At 63.4% G+C, this 15,631-nt stretch carries 22 protein-coding genes; 10 read left to right on the forward strand and 12 right to left on the reverse strand.

All coding sequences use genetic code 11. The features are described from left to right. Window positions 1–123 precede the first annotated feature (123 nt). From HWV23_RS02495 to HWV23_RS02540, 10 genes are read left to right on the forward strand one after another with little or no spacing between them, the layout of a single operon-like run. Complete coding sequence (locus HWV23_RS02495; protein ID WP_178288894.1) at window positions 124–1,074, forward strand: hypothetical protein; 951 nt, start codon at window positions 124–126, stop codon at window positions 1,072–1,074. Beyond that, entirely contained in the window at window positions 1,074–1,376 is a 303-nt protein-coding gene (locus tag HWV23_RS02500) for a hypothetical protein (protein WP_178288895.1), read from the forward strand. Before HWV23_RS02495 ends, HWV23_RS02500 begins: the two co-directional genes overlap by 1 nt. Further along, on the forward strand, window positions 1,373–2,365 hold the full coding sequence (locus HWV23_RS02505) for a glycosyltransferase (RefSeq protein ID WP_178288896.1): 993 nt from the start codon (window positions 1,373–1,375) through the stop codon (window positions 2,363–2,365). Before HWV23_RS02500 ends, HWV23_RS02505 begins: the two co-directional genes overlap by 4 nt. After that, window positions 2,362–3,543 carry a glycosyltransferase family 4 protein gene (locus tag HWV23_RS02510; protein ID WP_178288897.1) on the forward strand — a complete coding sequence of 394 codons (1,182 nt, stop codon included), beginning with the start codon at window positions 2,362–2,364 and terminating at the stop codon, window positions 3,541–3,543. The genes HWV23_RS02505 and HWV23_RS02510 overlap by 4 nt, the downstream gene beginning before the upstream one ends. After that, the gene (locus HWV23_RS02515) at window positions 3,540–3,995 is read left to right on the forward strand and encodes a hypothetical protein (protein ID WP_178288898.1); all 456 of its coding nucleotides are present in this window, start codon (window positions 3,540–3,542) and stop codon (window positions 3,993–3,995) included. The genes HWV23_RS02510 and HWV23_RS02515 overlap by 4 nt, the downstream gene beginning before the upstream one ends. Then, window positions 3,992–4,783, forward strand: a complete 792-nt coding sequence (locus HWV23_RS02520) for a zinc metalloprotease (protein ID WP_178288899.1) — start codon at window positions 3,992–3,994, stop codon at window positions 4,781–4,783. Before HWV23_RS02515 ends, HWV23_RS02520 begins: the two co-directional genes overlap by 4 nt. Beyond that, complete coding sequence (locus tag HWV23_RS02525; protein WP_178288900.1) at window positions 4,780–5,007, forward strand: hypothetical protein; 228 nt, start codon at window positions 4,780–4,782, stop codon at window positions 5,005–5,007. The genes HWV23_RS02520 and HWV23_RS02525 overlap by 4 nt, the downstream gene beginning before the upstream one ends. Continuing rightward, complete coding sequence (locus HWV23_RS02530) at window positions 5,004–5,207, forward strand: hypothetical protein (protein ID WP_178288901.1); 204 nt, start codon at window positions 5,004–5,006, stop codon at window positions 5,205–5,207. Before HWV23_RS02525 ends, HWV23_RS02530 begins: the two co-directional genes overlap by 4 nt. Next, on the forward strand, window positions 5,204–5,452 hold the full coding sequence (locus HWV23_RS02535; protein WP_178288902.1) for a hypothetical protein: 249 nt from the start codon (window positions 5,204–5,206) through the stop codon (window positions 5,450–5,452). The genes HWV23_RS02530 and HWV23_RS02535 overlap by 4 nt, the downstream gene beginning before the upstream one ends. Before the next feature lie 41 nt (window positions 5,453–5,493). Then, complete coding sequence (locus HWV23_RS02540) at window positions 5,494–5,670, forward strand: hypothetical protein (protein WP_178288903.1); 177 nt, start codon at window positions 5,494–5,496, stop codon at window positions 5,668–5,670. Between the two features lie 35 nt (window positions 5,671–5,705). Here the strand turns inward: HWV23_RS02540 and HWV23_RS02545 are convergent, their stop codons facing one another. The 12 genes from HWV23_RS02545 to HWV23_RS02600 form a co-directional block, all read right to left on the reverse strand. After that, the gene (locus tag HWV23_RS02545; RefSeq protein WP_178288904.1) at window positions 5,706–6,311 is read right to left on the reverse strand and encodes a site-specific integrase; all 606 of its coding nucleotides are present in this window, start codon (window positions 6,309–6,311) and stop codon (window positions 5,706–5,708) included. A 175-nt stretch (window positions 6,312–6,486) separates the two neighbouring features. Next, window positions 6,487–6,705: a hypothetical protein gene (locus tag HWV23_RS02550; protein ID WP_178288905.1), complete on the reverse strand. Its 219-nt coding sequence runs from the start codon at window positions 6,703–6,705 to the stop codon at window positions 6,487–6,489. Between the two features lie 105 nt (window positions 6,706–6,810). Beyond that, window positions 6,811–9,768 (reverse strand): hypothetical protein, encoded by a 2,958-nt coding sequence (locus HWV23_RS02555; protein WP_178288906.1) that lies wholly within the window; start codon window positions 9,766–9,768, stop codon window positions 6,811–6,813. Continuing rightward, entirely contained in the window at window positions 9,765–9,986 is a 222-nt protein-coding gene (locus tag HWV23_RS02560) for a hypothetical protein (protein ID WP_178288907.1), read from the reverse strand. The genes HWV23_RS02555 and HWV23_RS02560 overlap by 4 nt, the downstream gene beginning before the upstream one ends. Next, window positions 9,983–11,317, reverse strand: a complete 1,335-nt coding sequence (locus HWV23_RS02565; RefSeq protein ID WP_178288908.1) for a hypothetical protein — start codon at window positions 11,315–11,317, stop codon at window positions 9,983–9,985. Before HWV23_RS02565 ends, HWV23_RS02560 begins: the two co-directional genes overlap by 4 nt. 469 nt (window positions 11,318–11,786) lie before the next feature. Next, the gene (locus HWV23_RS02570) at window positions 11,787–11,924 is read right to left on the reverse strand and encodes a hypothetical protein (protein WP_178288909.1); all 138 of its coding nucleotides are present in this window, start codon (window positions 11,922–11,924) and stop codon (window positions 11,787–11,789) included. A 142-nt stretch (window positions 11,925–12,066) separates the two neighbouring features. Beyond that, window positions 12,067–13,107 (reverse strand): tyrosine-type recombinase/integrase, encoded by a 1,041-nt coding sequence (locus HWV23_RS02575; RefSeq protein ID WP_178288854.1) that lies wholly within the window; start codon window positions 13,105–13,107, stop codon window positions 12,067–12,069. Further along, entirely contained in the window at window positions 13,104–13,586 is a 483-nt protein-coding gene (locus tag HWV23_RS02580; RefSeq protein WP_178288855.1) for an HNH endonuclease, read from the reverse strand. The genes HWV23_RS02575 and HWV23_RS02580 overlap by 4 nt, the downstream gene beginning before the upstream one ends. After that, window positions 13,583–13,996 carry a hypothetical protein gene (locus tag HWV23_RS02585; protein WP_178288856.1) on the reverse strand — a complete coding sequence of 138 codons (414 nt, stop codon included), beginning with the start codon at window positions 13,994–13,996 and terminating at the stop codon, window positions 13,583–13,585. Before HWV23_RS02585 ends, HWV23_RS02580 begins: the two co-directional genes overlap by 4 nt. Continuing rightward, the gene (locus HWV23_RS02590; RefSeq protein ID WP_178288910.1) at window positions 13,993–14,955 is read right to left on the reverse strand and encodes a C2H2-type zinc finger family protein; all 963 of its coding nucleotides are present in this window, start codon (window positions 14,953–14,955) and stop codon (window positions 13,993–13,995) included. The genes HWV23_RS02585 and HWV23_RS02590 overlap by 4 nt, the downstream gene beginning before the upstream one ends. Then, window positions 14,952–15,203: a hypothetical protein gene (locus HWV23_RS02595; protein WP_178288911.1), complete on the reverse strand. Its 252-nt coding sequence runs from the start codon at window positions 15,201–15,203 to the stop codon at window positions 14,952–14,954. The genes HWV23_RS02590 and HWV23_RS02595 overlap by 4 nt, the downstream gene beginning before the upstream one ends. Next, on the reverse strand, window positions 15,200–15,571 hold the full coding sequence (locus HWV23_RS02600; RefSeq protein ID WP_178288912.1) for a hypothetical protein: 372 nt from the start codon (window positions 15,569–15,571) through the stop codon (window positions 15,200–15,202). Before HWV23_RS02600 ends, HWV23_RS02595 begins: the two co-directional genes overlap by 4 nt. Between the last annotated feature and the right edge of the window lie 60 nt (window positions 15,572–15,631).

Here is a 15,631-nt window from a genome sequence, read left to right on the forward strand (position 1 = left end):
TACTTGTGGAAATAGCGGGGGGGGGGGCTCGGGCGGCGTCCCGCCTCCTGGTCGGCTGAGTCGAGTCCGAACCCTGGCTGCGTACCTAAGATAGCCCGCTAACCAGTCCTGAACCTGAGAACCATGACCGAACAACTGCACATCCTCGAAGGCGATCTCGAGACCGACACCGATTCCACGACCACCGCGGACACCGATCCCTCGCAGGAGCTTGGCGATCTCGAGGAGCGAACGGCCAGCTTCTACGAGGGCGCAACCGACCCGCCCTGGGAAGACATCGAGCGGCAGACAGCAGCGTTCATCAAGGCGCTCCTGCCTGCGGTTGGGAAAGACGAGTTCCTCGATGACCGACGTCGGATTCATCACTACCAACAACTGGACAATCTCCGGCTCGTCGACGACCTCGATTCGGAGGCTACCGACGACGTCGACCTCGGTTTGCTGTTCGCGCTCCCGGACGAGTCGCTGCTCTTCGTCGGTAGCGACCCGACCGCGAAGGACACCCGGCCGCTCTTCGGGTTTGTCGTCGAACCGTTTGCTCCCTTCCCGGCACCGACGTCCGCTCGGGACGCTCTGGACCTGCTTCGGCCCGGCGCCGTTCGCGAAGCCTTCGCGCGCGATGGTGATGAACCCGACCGGCAGGGCGAGTGGTGGCTCCTCCCGACGGACAAGGTCCCGACGAGCCAGGTGTACAAACCCGGTGTCGACAGTCGCCCGTACGGGCCGTCGCCGCTGGGGAACCATGTCCCTCGCGAGTACGGCTTCACGACGCGCGAACCTGACTTTCTGGACGCCGTCCGAGAGCGGGTTCCGGCGCTTCCGGACTCCGTTCAGTCGGCCCCGGAAGTGATGGAGTGGGTGCATCGACAGCACCAGAAACGGCCGATGCCGGAGTACGCTCCGGAGTGGGACACGATTCAGGACGCTGCTGGAGAGATTCTGGTTCGCGGCACGCTTCGCCACCGCGAGAACGACCATTTCGTCGAGAACGTCGGCGACGACTGGCACAGCGCCCAGACTCACGACATGAACGTCTACACAGCTGACGAGTTCGACCGGGTGGTGCTCGACTGATGTCCGCGCTATCCATCATTCGCGACTTGGGGCTCCGGTCGCTCGCAGCTGCCTGGGTCGAGATGGGGTTCAACGCCGTGCTGCTGTTCGGCATCCCGTACGTAGTGTATCGCTTCGTGACCGACGCGCCGATCATCCATCGTCGAACGGCGGTCGTCGTCTTCGGCATCGCGACGATCGCGGCGACAGTGATGACGATCGTGACGATCTACGGCGCGGCGACGGATGCTGGCTGGTACACGCAGGCCGACTCGATGCGAGCCAGCATCGAGGCCGATCCGGAGGATACCGAGCAAGGATGAGTAGTGATTTGTCAACACCCACGCTGGCCACCCCATCGTTAGATGGCATCGAACCACGCGTCGCCATCGTCAGCCCTGGCGACCGCACCGACCGTCTCACCGTACCGCTAGCTGCTGCCGGCATTGACTACTCGGTTAACCCCGTCGACCCCACAACGTTCGACGTTGTCATCTGCGATACGCCAGATCGGGAGATGCTTCGGACGGTCGTCGAGTGCCGGCTCGACGGCACGCCCGTCCTGTTCCGGCAGCGTGGCGATCCATTCTGGGGCATCGGCGAATGGATTGATTCGCGTGTGAAGAAGGCCGTCCTGTTTCGGATGCTGCGGGCCGTCGACGGGTGTCTCGCGATCGCCCCCCACCAGGCGAGCAAGTATTCGCGGAAGACGGGTGTGCAGTCCGACATCGTGACGCTGCCGAAGGACGTCGCCGAGTGGCCGGATAGCGATCACACCGACGAGGAGTTACGCATCATCTCGCTGACGAACGCGACGTATCCCGACAAGTACCGGCCGCTACTGGAACTCGCGCCCGCCGTCGACGAGGTTCTGGAGTCGGGGACGTGGCGCATCGGGTCGTGGTGTGACAAGCACGGCGAGGAAATCCGGGGGGTGCTCGGCTCGTACGACAACATCGAGTACGGCATCCAGTTGGACGCCGAAGCTGAGTTAGAATGGGCGAACGTGATGATTCACCATTCCGGCCTCGACGTCCTCCCGAACGCGATATTGGAAGGGATGGCCGCTCGCCTGCCCGTGTTGACGAATCCACACGTCGCGTTTAGTCAGTCGCCAGCCCCGACCGTGATCTCCAGTGGCGACCGCGTCCCCGAGTTGCTTGCCCAGCTGCGCGACCCCGAGGGTCGACAGGTCGTCGGCGACCGCGGCCACGACTACGTCGCTCGCGCGCACGACCCCGAAGCCGTCGGCCACGAGCTGGTGCGCGCGGTGACACGGCTCACTGACATCGGAGGTGACGGGAAACGATGAGCGCAGACTCGCCGACGGTCTCGGTGGTCATCCAACCCGGCAAAAAGGATAACGGGCCGATGACCCACCAGACCGAATCGCTCTGTGACATCCTCTCGGCCGTCGCGACGGTTCAGATCGTCGCGTTGAACGCCGCAGTCGTCGCCCCGCTGGCCGACGACTACGACATCCTCGAGGTCGGCGACGGGCAGTTTCCCGACGGGATCGCCGCGGCGGCCGTCCAGTTCCTCGTTAATCAGATCCGGCTGGGCGTCGCGCTGGCCCGCGCCGACACTGACGTCGTGTTATTCTACGGCGCGACGACCTACGCCATCCCGATGGCGATCGCGCGCCTCGGCGGCGCCGACGTAATTGCCCAACCGAAGGGCGATGTCGCGGCGGCCTGCTATGCCGACTGGCGCCGCTCAACACCGACGGCCGTCGCGCGGGTGCTCGCAACAGGCGTGAAACTCCTGGAACGAACCGGCTTTGCGGTTGCTCACGGCACCGCCGTCTACACCCCGACGATGGCCCGGTCGTTGGGACTCGACCCCGAGTCGGCGAGCGTGTATGCCGATGCCGCCCGGTTCGTCGACACGGAGGCCTTTTCCGTTGACACGCCCCCGGCCGAACGTCCCGACCACGTCGTGTTTGTCGGTCGGCTGGATGCCGACAAACGCATCGACATCATCCTCGAGGCCGCGCGACAGCTTGGCCCCGAGATCGACGTGACGCTCGTCGGTAACGGCCCGCAGGCCGACCGGCTGGCCGACGCCCCGCCGAACGTTACCCACGAAGGCTGGGTGCCCCACGACGAGGTACCGGCGTATCTCGCCGACGCGCAGGCCGTGATACTCGCCTCGGAACAGGAGGGGCTGCCGACGGTGCTGCTGGAAGCCTACGCCTGCGGGACGCCCGTCGTCGCCCCGCGGGTCGGCGGCATCGAAGACGCCATTACGGACGCCCTGACGGGTGAAGTGTATTCGACGCCCGATGCCGACCAACTCGCGGCGAGCGCCCGCCGTGTTGTGGAAGAATACGACAGCGACGTGCTGGCACAGAATTGCCGCGCCATCGCCGAAGGCCGGTTTTCACGAGCGGCAGCGGTCGACCGCTATCGAACGATGCTCGAACAACTCTCCACGCAGTACGCTGCATCGACAACAACCACACCCGAGATTGCGGAGGTACCGACATGACGGCGAATCGCTGGTGGGTCAAGATGGCCGCCCGCTGGCAAGCGCGTATCGACGCCATTCAGGGTCAGATTCAGGCGATAAGTCTTCTTGCCACCGGGTTTTCGACGTTCTCGATTATGCTGCAGGGCTTTGGAAAAGGTGAGTGGGTACCGTATCTCGGCGCGCTCGTCGCTATCTCGCTGCCCATCTATGCCTTCCTTTACTTTGAAGGAGGTGTCTGGAATCAGGTCGGGCGCGATCGGGCCGATAAGAGTTCGAACTTCTCGGCGCCCGCGGGCCGCATCATCGTCGAGATGTATGCGCGCTCGCGCGAAGCTGCCCGCCGAGGGCGGCCACTTTCCGAGGAGGAACGAGACGCCATTAAGGCCGAAGCCGATGCAGCGTTCCTCGAGTTTCGCGACGGCTACGATATAGATCAACACGACACTGACCAGCAGGAGGCCACCCGATGACGCTACGTGAACGGGTATCGCCGGAATGGGTCGACTGGACAGGGTGGGTGAGCTTCGACATCGAGACATCGAGAGGGTGTGGCCGCTTGGACACCATCGCCGAAGCTATCCCGGATGCCGTGTTTGACCACTGGACAGCCGGTGCCGATACTGTCGTCGGGTTACTCGTTATCTCGTGGGTAACGGTGTTGTTCGTGCTGTTCGGCTACGGATTTGCTAATACTGTTGACACGCTTCTCACGTCCGACTGGGCGACGTTTTTTGGCCAGCCGCCCGAGCGAGAGCCGGCGCCGCTACCCAGCTTATCGCAAGCTGCGATCGGGCTCGCTCAGCTTTACCTCGGCGTCATCGGTGCGATTGGATTGCTGGTTCCGGGGATGATTCTCCACGAAGGGAGCCACGCGATCGTCCTCGAGAAGTACGGCAACGGCATCGACACCTACGGCCTGTCGTTTACTGCGGGCATCCCAAAAGGCGCATTCGTAAAACCGACCGAGGGAATCCTCTCGAATCAGGAGTTTCGAGCTGTGTTCGCTGTCGGCCCGATGGCCAACGTGACGTGGGCGGTCGCCCTCGCCTCGATCGCCAGCCTCGTGTCTGGCTCGGTTGGCTTCGGACTCAAGGTGCTCGCCGGCGCCGAGGTGTTGATTGTCCTAACGAATACGGCGCCGTTCCCCGGGAGCGACGGTCAATTGTTCCTGAAGATGTGGTACGATGAATGGCTCGGCATCGAGGCGGCGATGGAAGCCGCCTTCGAGGGGTTCCATCCTGGAGGTGCGTCGACGTGAGCGACGGCCCCAGTCTATTCGACCATCTGTACAACGAGTGTCACCCGTTGCGGTCGCCAATACTCGGTCGGTTCCTCAGCGCCACGGTGTGCGCATTAGGTCACGAGGTCGTGGTGATGAAACTGGACACCTGGGACGAACCGTGGCTGGCGTGCAGCGTCTGCGGCGCCCGCTTCGCTCCAGAGAGCATCATGGCAGACGATTACGATGTGGTCAAGATATGAATCCGATTCAAACCCACCTCGAAAGCGAAGGCGCCGACCTGTCGGTCGATGATGCGCTTGAGGTCAGAATCCGCCAGCACGTCCCCGGCGATTCGGTGATTAGGGAATTCGAGCGGCGGTACTATAAGGCAGTTCTCGATGCGTGTTTCGAGACAGCACAGAAAACGACGGACATCCCTGAGCCCGAAGGTGATTCATGATGCGACGATTCACCACCACTTCCAACGAATCGGATTCCAAATTCGGCATCGGCCTGCTCACCGGCGTCTTTGTGACACTTTCCTGTCTCGCCGTAATTCGTGTGGCCCGATGGGCGATGCAGAACCCTGTTTTCGATACGGTTCATACTTGGGCGACCACGCCGAGCATCGCGCCAATCGACTTGTTGAATGTCGTGCCAATCGCGATGCTCGTGCTGATGATAGCAATGGTGAACCGGCTCTGACTATCATGATCACGAACACTGCCCGGACCGACGACGAATCGATGCCCGTACGCCGAAGTATCGCATTCATCATCTTTTGCATCGTCTTCGGGTGGATGGTCCTCGCCCGCCCTTGCGACCGGGGAGGGTGTATCGATCGGCGGACTGCGGCGACCGGGCTAACGTCGGCGTTGCTCTGGGTGTGGATGTTCTACATCACCTACCTCTTCCTCCTTTAACCGCTTCCGAGAATAGCCGTGTTTCGGAAGTCCGTCTATAGGGTCGCCTTCGACATCTGGTCGATGATGTTGTCCTCGGTCGGCGCCGCGAGGTACGGCTCGATCGCGTCGTAGGACGACCACCCGCCGAGCGCCATCACGATCCGCGGCGAGACTCCTTCCTCGACGAGCAGATGGTTCGCCCAACAGCGCCGAAGGTCGTGACTCGAGACTCGTCGATAGTCGTCGTCGCCGGTCTCGTCGGCAGCCGCCTCCGCTGCTCGTGATACCCAGTTCTGGACGCTTCGCTTCTTCCGGTCGATGAGAAGATCCCCCTCGCCAAGGTCGTTCTCCTGGACGTAGCGATTGATGAGGACCTCGACGTCGCGAGGGAGCCAGGTCTCTCGGTACTTCCCGCCCTCGTATTCGCCGGTGGTGTCCTTCCCGGAGGTGACGGCGAGCTCGTAGTGGCGACCGTCCTTTGTTCGCGAGATGTGTCGCGGCTGGACGTCGAGGGTTTCGGCGACCCGGAGGCCGCAGTCGCCCATAAGACGGATGGCGACCTCGGCCTGGAGGCTGTGGGCGGCTCGCGGGAGTTCCTGGTATTCGTCGCGACTCATCCAGACGTTCCACGAGCCGTCTTTGTTCCGTTCGGTTCGCATTACACGCTTCTCTTGGGATTCGTGCAACTAGAAACTATGCACGGGGTGGGTTCGCAGCTGTGAACTGGCGATATAGCGGGGATTAGACCGGCATCCGGGGTTCGCGTTGCACGTTTCTATACAAACACGAAAAATATCCGAATCTGTTGAGAGGGTCGAGCGTCTGAAAGGCCGATTACTGAGTTTGATACCACTGAAGCATTCCAAACCCAACGCCAATTACCCAGGTGTAGAGAATCGGCCATCCCACCAGCCAAACAAGGGCCTTGGCGTATCTCACAACCAGATTATCGTCTCCCGCTTTTCGTGCATCGAAGGGTCGCTTGATCCCCCAGACAATTCCCCATTTTACAGCCTGCCAGAGTGTGTCAACCCCTTTCGCATTAACTGGCATACAAACGAGTATGTTCTGGAAATTAAAAAGTATGGTCTGCTTAACAAGATGGTTGAGATAGCCTCCGCTGGCCGGTGGGGCGAACACCACGTCTCCAGACTGGTATCAGTCGCTTCTCGGTGGATCGTCTCCGTCCGCGATAGCGTCATCGCCACCCGTAGCGACATCGTCGGGGGCGTAATCAATGGTGCTGTCGTGGTCGGGGTCAGTAATCGCAAGCGCCCACGTATAGGTAGGGTCCTGTACGGCAGCGCTTACGATATCGTCACCGAGGTCGACAACACCGGCGTTCGGCGTGCCGTCGTCGCTGTAAAGCGTCGCGCCGTGACTACCGACGCCCTGGATGGCGTCGATGACGTCGAACTCGGCGGCTCGCTCCAGCGTCTCGTAGGCATGCTGTTTCGACACGCCGGCTTCGCGGGCGAGGTCGCGAGCGGACTGGGGTTCGTCGGCGTTCCGCAGCGCCTCAAGGACGTCGGACTGCATCGAGGTCCACGTCTGGATTGTGCCGGGGACCTGGACGTCGGCAAATCCGGTCGGGAGAGCGTCGGTCTCGACAAACACGGTTGCCGTCGACGACGGATCGTCGGGGTTCCGGGCGTAGCGACCGGCCGACTGGGCGACGTGGTTCTCGCGGACGCTCGCGAGGATCTCTTGGGCGGTGTCGGCATCCTGGCCTTTGAACTCGCGACCACGAGCCCGTTTAAGTCCGGTGCCGTGGCAGTCGTGGCAGCCGGCGCCGTCGCAGGACTCGCAATGCGCATTCGTCTCGTCGTCCAGGTCGTCGGGGTCCGAGCGTTCCGGCTCGGCGTCCAGATCGAGCGCGGCGACGACGTCCATAACCATGCCGTCGCCGGGGTCGAGAGCGCCGAGGACGTACCCGACGGATTCGTCGCCGAAGTCGTTCCGGCTCTTCTCCTCGCCGTAGTGCATCGTCTCGGGGTCGGGGACACCGTAGTCGCGCATGATCCCCTCGAGGTCGTCCTCGACGGCGCTGGTGGTGATGGCGGTGCGGAAGTCGTCGCCGTACTCTTCGCGAAGATGCTCGACGATAACCTCGGTCTGCTCGACGTTGAAGTACTTCCCCGAGGCGAGGGGGCGCGTGGCGTCGCCAACCTGGACGACTCGGAGCCCGCGTTCAAAGCGGCGCCAGAGGCGGCGTTCGTCGACGTCCAGGACCTTCCGGCGCTGGATCTCTGGGTGGACCTGCAGTTGCCAGATCGGGAGCGCCGGGTGGGCGTCCAGCCCGATCACGCTGCGGGTGAGGCCCATATCCGGTGTGGTCCAGGTCTGTTGGAGTTCGTTCCGGGAGTCGAAGACGACGGTGAGCCATTCGCGGTTCCAGCCGTCGTCGTCGCGAGCGCCAGAGTCCAGCCGCACAGGTTCGTAGCTGACGCGGCCGACGCGACGGCCGCCGGCGCGCTGCTCGCTGGTAAGGATGGCACGGGCGAGCGGCCCGGCGAGCGTGTGGGCCCGCGGCGTCGAGTAGTACCACTCGCGGTCGGGCTGTCGCTGCAGCTGGTCGTAGAGTTCCTCGAGGAGCGCGTCTCGGTATTCGGAGACGACGAGGCCGCGTTTCTGGGCAGCCATCTCGACGTCGTCGGCGACGAGGTCGGCGAGGCGTTCCTTCGGGTGGTCGGCGGTCGCGACGCTCCAGAACTCTTCCCACGTGTCGAGGTGCGCACCGACTTCCTCGAGGAAGGCGGCAACCGCGCCCTTAACGCGCTCGGTGGTGAGGTCGTGGCTGAAGTCCGGCTGCTCGTCGATAACCAGGTTCGTCTGGTTCCGGAGGCCGGGGACGTGCGCGAAGTTGTGGGTCGCGATGACGAGCGGGTACTCGTTGTCTCGCCAGTCGTCCCATTGGGCGATCGCGTCGCAGTCGTGCTCGTACTTGCCTTCCTCTTTACAGGGCAGGTCGACGCCCTGGTCGTTGTGGGCTTCGAGCCAGCGGTGGGCGTCGCTGAAGGTGACGCCGCGGCCCTGGCAGACCTCCTGGATCCATTCGCTGGCTGGCTGGCCGTCGATAGTCAACACGAGGTCGTCGTCTTCGTCGTCCGGGTCGGGGTCGAAGTTACCCGCTGCGACCGGGCAGGCTTCGTGCCGGGCGCGGAAGACGAAGTGTTCGCCGCCCTCTTCGCGAGCGACCTCGGCAGCTTCGTTCCGCGCGTCACGTGTGGGGAGGAGGTGAACGACGGGGCGGTCGTCGGTGAGGTGGTCGTAGGCGCCCCAGCGCGTGGAGTCGATGGTGTAGCTCTTTCCGGCGCTGGTCGGGGCGTCGACGACGCGCTTGTCCTCGTGGCGGATGACCTCGTGGATCTTCTCCTCGAGGCGGTCGCGAAGCTCATCGGTGGTCGGCCACTCGAGGCCGCGCTTCTTGGCGGCCCGGCGCCGCTCTTTCGGTGAGAGCGATTCGAGTTGCGCGAGCGGGAGGACACTCGTCGGGGTGGCGACCTGACCAGCCGACATGGTGGGCGCCGACTCGCTGCTGGTGTCGTCGCTCGCGACCGGCGAGTCCGACCCACCCATGAAGTCAGCGGCAGTCAGGCTATCCGCGTCGACGTCGTCGTTATCGCCGGCTGACGCGGGTTCTGGAGACGTAGTTTCTTGTGTCGAACCCGGGGGTTGTGTCTTCGATTCGGGTTCGTAGCCAGCGATAGCCTCGGCTTCGGCGCTGATATCCCGATCGACGCCGTCGGGGACGTCTTCGTCGACGGTGACCGACTCGGCATCGCTGAGGTCCTGGTCCAGAACTTGCTGGCCGGCCGTGGTGCCGTTCGGGTCTCCCGGGTGATGCTTCTCACAGAGGCTATCCGGGTGCGGGTTGACGCGAGGCTCGTCGCAATAGGGGTTCGCACACGTACGGTTGTAGTTCTGGGCGGGAATCGTATCGACGATGACCGGCTCGTCGTCACTTTCCTGGGTCGCCTCGTCGAGGACGTCATCGACGAGGTCCTGCATTCCGGGTTCGAGTTCGAGTTTGCCGAGGACCTCCCAGCGGTCGGCGTCGGGATGGTTAGCGACGTAGCGCTCGATGCGTTCGCGAACGTCGTCGGCGTCGCTCAAGCCGACCACCCCCAGTCCTCGAGCGTGGTCTGGCCGTCAACGTCCGGCTTCTCCCCGCCGTCAGGTACCGGGACGTTCTCGGTGCGTTCTTCGCCGGCGCCGTCGACGCGATCGTCGACGACGTCGACGGTCTCGCCGTCACCCTGCCAGTAGGGTGCCTCGGAGAGATGCTGAACGGTCCCGTCGAGCGCGGGCCCGTCGTAGGAGGCAGGGCTCACCGCCCACCACCTCCGTTGCTCTGTGCGAGTTGAGCGAGGACCTCTTGGTAGGTCTCTTCGATGGTTGCCTCGTCGACGTTGTAGTCAGCGAGTTCGTCCTCGACGAGGCCGCGAACGTTCGGGGCGACGCTGCCGTCGTTGTTCTTTCGGACGAACCCAGCGTCGATGAGGTCCGCCATCTCGTCGTAGTGCGTCGAGTTCGGGTTACCGTCCAGCCCGAGAGCGGCCTGTGCCCACGCCTTCTGGCTGCCGAGCGTCTTGCCGCGGGCTTCTATGAACTTCAGGAGCTTCTTCTCCTGTGGGGAGAGCGAGGCGGTCTTCTCGACGAGTCGGTCGACGGCGTCCTGGGCGAAGTCCGCGAGGATGTCTTCCTGGACGCCTACAGAACGAGTACTCTGCTGCGACGACACATCGGTCGAGGCTTCCGGCTCGGGCGGCTGCTCGAAGTCGACTTCGACATCGAACGTATCGACGAGACTCTCGACGTCTTCAGCTGCAGCGTCGAAGGCGGCGCGGAGTTCCTGCAGTTCCGCTTCGACGTCGGCCAGCTGATCTTCCAGTTCGTTGCGTTCTTCGCGAGCGGCGTCGGCTTCGGCTCTGGCTTCCTCGAGGTCGGCTTCGAGCGCATCACGTTGTGCTTTCAGTTCGTCGACGCGCTCCTGCAGGTCCGCGACCCCTTCGCCGACGTCCTCGACAGCTCCGCCGCCGTTCGACCCGAGGTTTTCAAGCGCTGAGGCGAGGCGGTCAGTATCCTCGAGTTCCTGTCGGAGCTCCTCGTTCTCTTCGCGAAGATCTTCATTTTCTTCGCGAAGCCGCTCCAGTTCGTCTTCTCGCTCGGAACGCCGCTGGGCTTCCTCTTCGACTTCCTCCTGGAGGTCTTCAAGGACGTCCGCGATTTCGTCCGGGGTCTCGGGGATTTCGAAGGTTTCCTCGCGAGGGTCGGGAGAAGTCCGTTTGCGGACCGTGATCGGGCCGATGAGGTCGCCATCGGTGATGGACTGACCGCGGGCGAGTATCTCGCCAGTCTCCAGGGAAGCGAGTTCTTCCTCTGAGCATCGAAGCGCGTCAGCGGTCCGGCTGAGGTCCTCGTCGCCTGGCTTGTGCGAGATGAAGTCCTGACACAGCTGGATGACGCCGTTGTGTAGGAAGGCGCGGCGCTGGTACCCGACGATGACTGAGATGCCTTTGTTGCCGCCCTCGGTTGCGGCCTTGATGATTTGGCCGCGGCAGCGCTTTACGTAGTCGTCGAGTTCGGAGTTCCGCGGGCGCCGAGTCCTTCGGCGCGAGCATGTGCGCCTCGTCGAGAACCAGTAGCGACTTTGTCCGGTCACCGGAGCGGTACTTCTCGTGTGCGCGCTCGTTGAAGGACTGCAGGACTTTCGCCGCGGCGAGGTGGACACGGCTCTTCTCGTCTTCGTAGTCGGCGTAGGTGGAGATATCGACTAGGATCTTCATCCCGCGGTCGAGGACCCATTCGCCGATCTTGTCGAGGTCCTTGAGGGCGACAGCGAGGTCTATGCCCTCTTCGTCACGAGCGCCGACCACCGTGATCTGTTCGTCGACGAGCCGGACTGGCGTGAGGGCGCCGAGTCGTTCGACGATAAGCGTCGGGATGGGGACGTCGGCGAGGTCCTCGAGGATGACGGCGAGGGTGTTTGACTTCCCGGTCCCCGAGGTGCCTTCGACGCTGAGGCGGAAGTCCTGGATGTCGACAGGGTCGAACTGGACGGCGCCGAGCTCGACGCTGCTGGAGGACTGCTGGGCGGCCTCAGACATCGCCGATCACCTCCAGCCAGAGGCTCATGCGTGGCACCTCCCGTCGTCGAGGGCAGGGCAGTCCTGCTCGTCGGCGACGATGAAGCACCCGCACGTGTCACAGACCGGGAAGGAGCCCTGCTGCTGAGTATCGGTGTCAGCAGACTCCTCTGGCCGGCTCATGACGAACACCTCCGGCTGGAGGTTGAGATAAAGAACCGTCTTGTGACGGTTGTTTCCGTATAAGTGGATGGGACCGCCGTGACACGAACATCTCGGTTTCCGCCGCCGTTGCCGTACTTCGAACTGATTGTTTTCTTATGAGTCATGATTTGGTGTCCTCCGTTGGGATGTCGAGTTTCTCCAGGTGCGGCTGCCGCCGCTGCCGGAGTTCCTCGAGCGGGTCCGACTTGTCGTAGTGTCGTCGCAGAATCTCGGGCGAAACGTTCGCGCGCTTCGCGACGACCTCCATCGGGATGCCCTGGTTGAGCTGCCAGGTGATCGAGCCCGTTCGGATTTGGTGAGGCGAACGCGTCGACGGGCACTTCGCGATTCCGTTGTTGTGCCACCACTCGCAGTTCCGATCCTCGCGGTCGTGGGGACACGTCGTCCGCCAGCACGGCGCTGTCCCGAAGTACGCGGCCATCCGGACGCTGTTCTTCGAGATGCGGCCGTACTGCGTGGTGAGCAGCGGGTCGCGCCCGAAGTCGTCGCGCCGCTCCTTCCGGTTCTCGTCGATGTAGGTCTCGACGACGTCCGCGACGGTCGGCCGGAGCCCGACGGGGCGCTCGCCATCGGACCCGTTTTTCAGCGGCGTGCCGGACTCCGGCCGGTGCCGAAAATCGAGGTAGTACTCCTCCGACTCGGCGTCGGCGACGTAGTCGCGGAGATCGAGGCCGCGAACGGCGCCGAGGCGACACCCGATATGCCACATCAACTCCAGGACGACGTGCTTCCGGGAGCCGTACTCGCTACTCTGCCGATACCAGCGAATCTGCGGAATCGCGTCCTCTGCATCGAGCTTGATGTCGCTGGACTGCTCTTCCTTCGTGACGGTCGGCGGGTCGACCGCCTCGGCGACGTTTTCGTCGACGAGGCCACGGCTCGCGCACCACTCCAGCCAGTCCTGGACCGTACCGAGTTGGTTGTTCATCGAGATGGTGCTGATTTCGGCGCGACGGTCGGCTTCGAAATCGTCGATGTCCCACGGCGTCAACTCGGCCATCGACTCGATGTCGTTCTCGGCGCACCATTCGACGAACTCTTTGGTCCGGTAGTGCAGCGTCGACAGCGAGGCTTCGCGAAGGTCGTCCCGGCGCTTGTCGATCCAGCGCTGGGCTGCCTCCTCTGGCGACATGTCCCTCATCGGTCTCCCTCCAGGACATCGCTCATCAAGCGATCCGTTTCTTCTCGGAGCCTCTCGAGGTCTTTAATAGGGTAGAAGCCAAGCCCGGATTCGCCCTCCAGGAGGTCTCGACAGACATCGCGCTTCAGCTTCTGGATATCATACTCGGTTAAATAGCGCCCTTCCTCAATCGGTTCTTTATCAGCGTATTCCAGCTTTTCATCGTGAAGCGTGTACGCGCCGGTAACGGCTGCATGGACTCGGAGGAGAGTCCAGCGAAGTTCCCGGATGGTGTCGAACATCACGTCGGGCGTCATACCCGACCGGACGCCGATTTCGTGGTAGAATTCGGCGTCCCAGGTCCGCTCGATTGTTTTGTGGCAGTCTGAGCAGACGGTAATGAGGTTCTGGTCCTCATCGGTTCCGCCGTATCGACGAGGCACGACGTGGTGTTCTTCGAGGTGGTCGGTCGCGTCACAGAATCGGCAGTTATCGTTCATGCTGGAATGGAAACGGAGGGGGTTCGGTTCGCGGGCTGTGCGTCGGTCGGCTTCGGCAGCGACGTGCCGTCGGGCTGGTAGCGGACGTCTTCGTCGGTGGGTCGGTGCTTCGTGACGGCGCCGCAGTCCTCACACCCAACCCGGATGACGTCGCCGACGCTCCGGTACTCGAGTGGAAGGAAGCGTTCGGCGCCGCACTCGATGCAGATGCGTCGGAAGCGGACGCGGACGAGGCCGTTTTCGCGTTCGCCGAAGTCCGAGGGGTACTCGAAGGGCGCGACTGGCTCGTCGACGAGATCGCGCCCGCACTCGATGGGTTCGCCATCAGTTTCGTCGACGACGTTGTCGCAGCGGTAGACGGTGGTCGACCGGCCGCCGCACGCTGGGCAGAAGACGATCCAGCGGGTCATGCGGGACCAGCCTCCTCGGCGTCGGTATCTGGCGTCAGCAGGTCGCAGGCCGTCGTCGGGTCGTCTGGGAGGCCGTCGCCGGCGACGGCGCCGTCGAAGCCGTAGATGCCGAGCGCTCGCAGGACGCGCTCGGTCGACCAGCCGAGGTTCTCAGCGAGCTCGCTGACTGTCGAGGCGTCGTCGACCTTCTCCTGGAACTCGCCGGGCTCGAGATAGTCCAGCCGAGCCTGCGGAACGCCGTGCGCCTCAGTCCGGTGGATTCCTTTCTCGAATGCGTTGCTGCAGACGACGCCGCAGCGACATACCCATGGATAGGACGTCGGCTCCTCCTCGGACGTGTCGTCGGGCGCGTCGGCGAATCCTTTCGTCTGGACGCTCGTCGCGGCTTCGCTGGCATCTTTTCCGTTCGAAGCAGCGTCCTCGTCGTCGACGTGCTGGCCGGACGTGTCGTCGACGCGTTGAACGGCCGGCGTCAGGTCCCCCGTTCCGAGTTCGCTGGTGTCCTCGAGGTCATCCTCGTCGTCTCTATCTTCCTCGTCATCGCTGCCGTGCTGGTGGCCGCGATGAATCGAGAGGCCATGCTCGGAGTCGAACGTTTCACCGCAGTCGGAGCACCGAATCTCAGGTTCCTCGTCGTCTGTGTGCGCACGGCCTTTGTGAATCGCGAGCCCCTGCTGGTTGCCGGTGTACTCGCAGCCGTCGACGTCGCACTCGATCTCTTCGTCGGCGTCCTCGTCGATGTCTTCCTCGACGGCTTCGTCGACGTGCTCTTCCTGGTCGGCGTCGGTCACCGATGTCTCCTGCGTCGGCTCGGCCGGCGCCGTGATCGTCACCGAGGCCTGGATGGTGTCGTCGGTGACTTCGAGGAGTTCGGCATCGTCGACGTCGACGGCGTCCACGGTCTCGAGCTTGTCGAGGACGTCCGCGAGCGCGCGGTAGTTCGTCGCGAGGTCGCTCATGCTTCGACGACCTCCTGGGCAGCGTTCGCGAGCGGTGTCTCCTGGACGTCGACGATCTCCGGGAGTTCCTCCTGGAGGAGGTCCTCAAGTTCGATCGCCTTTCGTGGTTCGCCCTCACCGCCGCCGGTGGTGAAGTCGTGGTAGCGGTAGCGAGCGGCGCCGTCGTTATCGAGGCTGGTCGTGATGGCCCATTCGCGAGGCCCGCTGTCGAAGTAGAGGGCCACGCCGTCGACGCGCCGCAGCGTCACCAGCAGGTGGTGCGGCGGCAGCGTCGCGCAGTCATCGCGATAGTACTCGAGAACGGCCTGGCCGAAGGCCTCGTCGCGGTCGGCGAACGCCTCCAGCGGGTCTCGACCGGCTCACTCGGCATCGCCGTCACCCCCTCGGCCTCTTCGAACAGCGTTGAAGCGAGTGTTCTCGCGGCTGCCACCACGAGTCCAGCAACCAGCCAGAAGACGATGGTAGCGACCAATATCCCTGCAGCAACCCCTATCAAGTGCTGCGTGGGGTAGTCGATGATATTCCCGGAGACGGCCTGATAGACGATTGTCCCGACCATCACCGGAATCATGATCGCGGTGAGGAAGGTCGAGATGACCCCCAGACCTGCAGCCATTTGATGCTGTAATCCGACACGAGATAGTCGATGTACTGTGCGATGAAGATTCGCAGTACA

The organism is Natronomonas halophila, assembly GCF_013391085.1.
In the GTDB taxonomy this organism is placed as follows: domain Archaea; phylum Halobacteriota; class Halobacteria; order Halobacteriales; family Haloarculaceae; genus Natronomonas; species Natronomonas halophila.